Here is a 6331-nt window from a genome sequence, read left to right on the forward strand (position 1 = left end):
GTGCAGCGCCCGTGCGAAGGTCGCCAGCTCACGCGCTGCCGTTGTGACCTCCGCGACACCTGTGATGGCCCACCAGCTCGGCGCGGGCCTACCCCCGGGGCCGGGATCGAGTAACCGGTGACACGCCTCGCCGATAGGCGCTCCAAGCCGCAGAGCGCGTCCGACCAGGCCCAGCTCCGTGCCGAGCGGTCCGCCGACCGCATCGGCGACGATTTCCAAGGCCGTCACGACCGGCGCACCGGCGGTCAGGCACGCCGCAATGAGGTCGAGGGCCAGTGGAAGGTCGCAGGCAAGGCGTTCGTGGCGGCGCCGGGTATTGCGCTCGGGCACACCAGCCAACAGGCGGACCGCGGCCACGCCGAGAAAGAGGCCGATGACGATGCCCGCGGGACCACCGAACACTACGAATGGACCGAGCCCGGCTGCGGTGCCAAGAGCGATCCGCCGAAGCACCGAGCGGCGGTCCGCGGTGGGGTGCGGACCGCCGCTCGAACCGTGGCTCCAACGGTTTGCCCAACGGGCGCTCGAGCGGCGGCTGCTTTCGCTGCCGTGGTCCTGCGCCCCATCGTTGCGGCCCTTCGACATGTGCCTGGTCAGGTGTGGTCGCGTCGGCGTGATGTCGGCCCGGGTCGGCGGGGTGAGCGAGCCTGCCCGGCGCCGAACCTGATCGCAGAGCGTTGTGATTCCGGCCAGCCACGACGCCGATGCCATGCTTGTAGCCGCGGCGAGAAGCATTGCCCACTGCGGCGGCCCGGTCACAGTGCCACCGCCACCATCGGCTGGGCGTCGTAGCGGTACCGGCCGGTCTCTCCCCGCGATCGAGCCGTCTCGGTGAGTCTGTTGATCCATGCCAGGCCGGCGAGATCGAGCATTGCGCCAACCGCGAGACAGATTGTTCCGACCGGGGTGCCGAGCAGGACATCCAATGGGGACGCGCCGATGAGGATGCCGAGCCCGATCCCGGCAAGAGGCAAGGCGGCGATCAGCCGTCCTGATGCGCGCGGTCCGGCGAGGGCTGCGGATACCTCGCCGTCCTTCTCCTGCTCGGCCCGGACCACCGCGGCGAGTCTGCTCGCCATCGGAGCAAGTGGAATACCGGCGATCTGGCTCACCCGCCAGGCGGCCGCGAGCTGGCGCAAGGTTGGCGCTTGGCAACGCTCCAGCGTGGCCGCCGGGTCTAGCCGGTGGGCAAGCCCGGTGCGCAATGCCCGAGAGTCGCTCACACGGGTACCGCGGCGCGGCGGACTCTGGCCAAAGCGCGGCCGATCCGTCTCGTTACCGAGGTCTTCGACGGCTGTGCGCAGCGCTTGCGACGGGCTTCGGCCCGCCTCAAGTTCGGTGGCGAGGGCGGCGAGCACCTCCTGTGCGTCGGCACGCTGAGCGTCGTGCCAGCGTCGTGCCGCGGCGCGTCGCATGGCTCGCTGCGCTGTCACAGCGCCGACGACGGTGACGCAGGCCACTACCGGCCCGAAACAGGCGCCGCTGAGTGCTGCCGCGGCGGCCACGATCGCCGGTGGTGCCCAGGTACGGGCTGCTGGCGGTTCCGGTAGGTCATTCACGTCCCTGCCGGACCGCCTGGTCGCCGGTGGTCTCGTCGTCGCCACCCGAACGTGCGGCGGACGCCGTCCGATCGGTCCCGAGGCGAGCGCGGCGGCAGTGGCCGCGCAGACGGTGGCCAGCATCAGCATCAGCATCGCTGGCTGCCCGGGGCACTTTCACGAAGCATGCCGGGACGTGGACCGCCGCGTTCGGCGAGTAGTCGATCAAGGACGAGGGCGCCCGCTCCGGCCACAACCACGCTGGCTGTTGCCCCGCGTTCGGGGTTGGGTGGGGTGAGGTGATGCTGGCGTATACGCAGGGCGCCCAGGACGCGGACGAGCCCGCTCTGGTCGCGATGCAGTACGCCGATTTCAGTAAGTCTGCGCATTCCATCACGATCTCGGCTGATATGAACGACAGCCTGTACCGCCGAGGCAAGTTGGCTGTGCAGGGCCGCGCGGTCCAGCCCGGCAAGCGCGGCGAGAGCCTCCAGCCGCGCTGGGACGTCCGCCGGCGTATTAGCATGGATGGTGCTCAGGCCCCCTTCGTGGCCCGTGTTGAGCGCGACCAGAAGGTCCACGACTTCGGCGCCGCGGACCTCACCCACGACGATTCGGTCAGGTCGCATCCGCAATGCCTGACGAACCAGATCGCTCATATCGATCCCGCCGGCACCCTCGATGTTGGGTGGACGGGACTCCAGCCGCACGACGTGGGCGAGATCGACGACGAGTTCCACGGTGTCCTCAATGACCACGACACGTTCGCCCGGGTCGACCCGACCCAGAAGCGCGGCCAACAAGGTGGTCTTTCCTGAACCCGTTCCGCCCGTGACCAGTGTTGCCAGGCGAGCGCGGACAAGCGCGTCCAGGACCTCCGCCATGGCGGGTTGTATCGTCCCGGTCGTAACAAGGTCGCCCAGTGTGAAGGGTCGCCGCCTGGGGATCCGCAGCGACAGACACGTCCCTGCTACCGAGACCGGTGCGAGCACCGCGTGCAGGCGGGTGCCGTCACCGAGCCTCGCGTCGGCGAACGGGGTCGCCGCGTCAAGGCGCCGCCCGGTTGCCGCGGCCAGCCGGACCGCGAGGCGACGTACTGCGTCATGGTCGGCAAAGGTGACGGCGCACCGCTCGAGACCGACGCCTCGATCTATCCAGACCTCGTCTGGCCCATTGACCAGAATATCGGTTATGGACGGGTCTGCGAGCAGTGGCTCGAGTGGCCCGGCACCGACAAGCTCCGACTGGAGCGACCGGTGTAGCGCGAGCGAGCCGCTGTCGACCGGTCCGGTTTCCGCCCGGACCGCCATGGCGATGCGCGAGGACGTCAGCGTTCCGTCCGCGCTTGCCAGCCTTCGCCGAATGCCGGCAAGGAGCGCCTCGTCCGGCTGTGTCCCGTCCGTCACACCGCAGGCAGCCGTCGTGCCCGGTGCGCGTCGGACGTGATCTGCTCCGGTTCGTTCGACCGCGATGTCGTGGACCGGATGACCCGGCGTGGCCCCCACGCTCGGGCTGCCGGCCGGATACGTGCTCATGCGGCCACGTCCGCGTGCGCCAGATCCAGATCGTCGAGGATCCGCCCACTGACCCGGGCCAGCGAGCTCCGGCGGCGGCTACCCGGCGGTTCTCCCCGTTCCAGTCCGGTCGCGAGGCCCGAATCGTGCCTCAGCACCCCGGCAACCGGCAGCGCGAGCGCATCCGAGACCGCCTCGGCATCCAGCCGGGCCGGGCCCGGGAGCCGCACGACAATACGGACGTCCGAACAGTGCCGGTTCGCGGTGTCGCAGATCCGGCCGGCGGCGGCGATGGCGCGGACCTCGGCCGGAACGACCACAATGATCATTTCTGCCACGTGCATCGCCATGGCGGCGGCCTGGTCGGGAAACCGGGGAAGATCGACGACGAGCAGATCCTTACCGCGCCGGACACTGGTCAGCATCGCACTCATGACGGCCGGCGGGATCGCGGTCGGGCTGGTTCTGTCCCAGGACAGCACGGCAAGGTCCCCGAGACAGGGCAGCGACTCGGCCAGCACCCGGCGGGACGTTCGCCCGCGGGCTGCTGCGAGGTCCGGCCAGCGCATGCCTGGTCGATCTTCAATCCCGAGAGCAAGGTCGATCCCCCCGCCGAGCGGGTCGGCGTCCACCAGCACGGTATGGAGCTCCCGGCGCACGGACGCCAGGGTCAACGCGATCGCGAGACTGGTGGCCCCTGCACCGCCTCGCCCACCGATCACGCCCACGATGGTGGCGCGGCGCTGGTCCGGTTCGGTGGCGGTGGCCAATACCTCGACAAGCCAGTTTTCCGCGTCCGGCAGGAAGGCCACATGCTCGGCGCCGAGACGTACCGCCGCCTCCCATACGCCGCCGTCGTCGAGGTCGGAGCTCAGTAGGACCACGCCCGGACGCCGTGGCAGGCCGGCGGCCACGCACGACGCCACCCGGTCGGTGCCGACGACGACGAGCGGGGCGTTGTTCCAGTACCTGCGGGCGAGGTGGGCGTCGACTACGGCGTTCACGGTGACGCCGGCAGCCGCGGCGAGCCGGAGGATGTCGTCGAGCAGCTGTGGATCATCGGTGATGGTCAGCGGCCGGAGGCTCGGTTGGGGCTCGGGTACAGCGAGGGCGAGAACGGGCGGTGCGGACGTCATGGCAGGGCCCTTCCGTCGTCGGGGATGGGGACGGAAGCTCACCATGACGCATATGGGGCTTGTGGAGGATTTTCCCTCCACAAGCCCCATATATGGTCTAATTAAGATTTATACCGACTTGGAGTGCCCGGCACGTGTGGTACCGCAAAGCAGGGTACGGCAAAGCAGGGTCCGGCACGAGGTGCCTGGAAGGGAGGCGCCTGGAAGGGAGGCGCCTGGAAAAGAGGTGCCCGGCGACCGGGGGACGGCTCCCGTTTGGGGGGCGTCGCGGGAGCCGTCCGTGGGATCTCGCCGTCAACCGCCAGGGATCCCACGATTGCCGGACGAGGGTGCGGTGGGCTCGCTCGACACTGCCGATGCGTACCCTTTCCATGGCTGGCGAAACCGTCATCCGGGCGCGGCCGCGGTGTGCCTGGATGACTGATGGTCGACTGGCTGGCGCGCCTCAGCTGGCGCGGGTGATGGCCTCGCAGATGGCGAGGGACTCGCGGGCACCCAGCTCCACGGCCCGTGCATAGTGGATGATCCATTGACCGACGCCCTGGGCGCCCGTTCCGATGTAGGCGCGGACCGCCGCGGCATAGCTACCTGTGGCGCCGTCGGTGCACGTCTGCCCGCCGGGGATCTGCGCGGCTTCGACGTGCCCGACATCCGTGGCGGTCACGGCCTTGGGGTCCAGGCCCCGGCTGATGAGTACCAGCCGGCCGGCCCCCCGGGCGATGATCCCGTCGAAGGCACCGAACGGGCGGATGGCCAGCAGTTCGCCCTCGACGATCGCAGCCATGATGATCGCCGGTGCGGACGTCCTGGTCAGCAGCAGCTGTGTGAGCCCGTCCAGCCGGGCGGTGGCTTCGGCGGGTGTCGGTGTCGGGCCGAGGCCGAGGGGATCCGTCGGGTCGGTGTGGCTGCCTGCTACTCGTGGGCGTCCGAGGTCAGCGTCGGCGACCAGGCCGCGCGCGACGAGGACGTGCATCCGGGCGAGTGCCTGGCGGGGTGCCCGATCCCAGGTGTCGCGAAGCGTCCCCAGCTCCGCGTGGAGCCGGACCGTGCCGAGCGTCACCCTGAGCGCGTCGCTGTCGCTGTCGCCGGTCGCAAGCCGGCGATCGTGGCCAAGGTGTTCGCGCAGATCGTCCAGATCGATGTCGTGACCGTCCAGCGCTGCTGATGCGCGCGCGGTGCGCAACGATGCCTCGGCTGTCACCTTGGCGCTGTCGCGGCGCATGACCCGGTGCCGTAACAGGGTGTCCACGGACGTTCGGGCGGCGGTGACCGCGTCGGTGACGCCTGGCAGGGCGGCGAGGCGGGCCACGGGGTCCGGCCCGACTACGGCGGTCATTGCCGGTACGCTACCGCCTACCCGCCCCGTGGATGGCGCCCGCCCCATGGATGAGCAGCAGGGCCATGGCAGGCACGGTGGGTCTCCGGCTGGGTGGGAAGGCCCATGGTCGGTGGTCGATGCGGTGGACATCCGGTGACCGTTGCGCAAGCGGGCGAACGCAATCTCGTCACGGTCCATCTGTCACACTGGCGGCGTCCGAAGGTCCGGGAGAAATTGCCCGGACCGGCCAGGTATGCGCATCACAGCGCGTCTGGGCGGCGGACAAGCTCTGGACGCGGGACACTTCGCAAGAGGGGTCCGCGGCGGGTGATACGGGATTGTCGTACCCCACCCGATCAAAGGATGACATGATCATGGTTTTCGCGCCGCCGGCGGCCCGAGGACTGGACGAACGCGGGGGAGTTGCGGGCCGCCGAGGTGGGCTTCAAACGCGTGCACAACAACCGTGGACGAGCGTTGCGGATGTGTTGACTGTCGCCGATCGGGCACCATCTGGTGACCTGGACGGTATCGGGCGCTGCCTCGTGCCGCGACCTGTACGACCGGTAGTCACCGCTGCGACGGGCAACCCGTGCCCGGTGGGCCGAGGCATGCGGTCAGGAATCGTATCGCGCGCCCGAGGCTCCAGGGCCGCCAGAAGGAGGACCAACGGTGTCGACTCCAACGCAGAACCGACCAGCCACCCGGGAAACGACGCTCGGTGAGCTCGTCGGGCTCGCGGTACGAGACCTGTCGCTGCTCGTCCGGCAGGAGATCGATCTCGCGAAGGCCGAGCTTTCGAAACAGGCGACGTCTGCCGCGCTC

At 69.7% G+C, this 6331-nt stretch carries 5 protein-coding genes and 1 pseudogene; 1 reads left to right on the forward strand and 5 read right to left on the reverse strand.

Annotated features, from left to right (window positions below; translation table 11 throughout):
* The 5 genes from U9979_RS23535 to U9979_RS23555 all read right to left on the reverse strand — a co-directional run.
* On the reverse strand, positions 1-759 hold a 759-nt coding region (locus U9979_RS23535; protein WP_322781004.1), incomplete at its 3' end, for a type II secretion system F family protein.
* Positions 756-1694, reverse strand: a complete 939-nt coding sequence (locus U9979_RS23540; RefSeq protein WP_322781005.1) for a type II secretion system F family protein — start codon at positions 1692-1694, stop codon at positions 756-758. The genes U9979_RS23540 and U9979_RS23535, both read right to left, overlap by 4 nt.
* Positions 1688-3073, reverse strand: coding sequence for a TadA family conjugal transfer-associated ATPase (locus tag U9979_RS23545; protein ID WP_322781006.1), 1386 nt, complete (start codon positions 3071-3073; stop codon positions 1688-1690). The genes U9979_RS23540 and U9979_RS23545 overlap by 7 nt, the downstream gene beginning before the upstream one ends.
* Positions 3070-4188, reverse strand: coding sequence for a septum site-determining protein Ssd (gene ssd / locus U9979_RS23550; RefSeq protein ID WP_322747705.1), 1119 nt, complete (start codon positions 4186-4188; stop codon positions 3070-3072). Before ssd ends, U9979_RS23545 begins: the two co-directional genes overlap by 4 nt.
* Positions 4189-4633: 445 nt before the next feature.
* Positions 4634-5524 carry a hypothetical protein gene (locus U9979_RS23555; protein ID WP_322747704.1) on the reverse strand — a complete coding sequence of 297 codons (891 nt, stop codon included), beginning with the start codon at positions 5522-5524 and terminating at the stop codon, positions 4634-4636.
* Between the two features lie 654 nt (positions 5525-6178).
* Between U9979_RS23555 and U9979_RS23560 the strand changes: the two are divergent.
* Positions 6179-6331: pseudogene (locus tag U9979_RS23560) on the forward strand (phage holin family protein); the annotation flags it as partial.

This window comes from Protofrankia sp. Cas4 (assembly GCF_963555915.1).
In the GTDB taxonomy this organism is placed as follows: domain Bacteria; phylum Actinomycetota; class Actinomycetes; order Frankiales; family Frankiaceae; genus Protofrankia.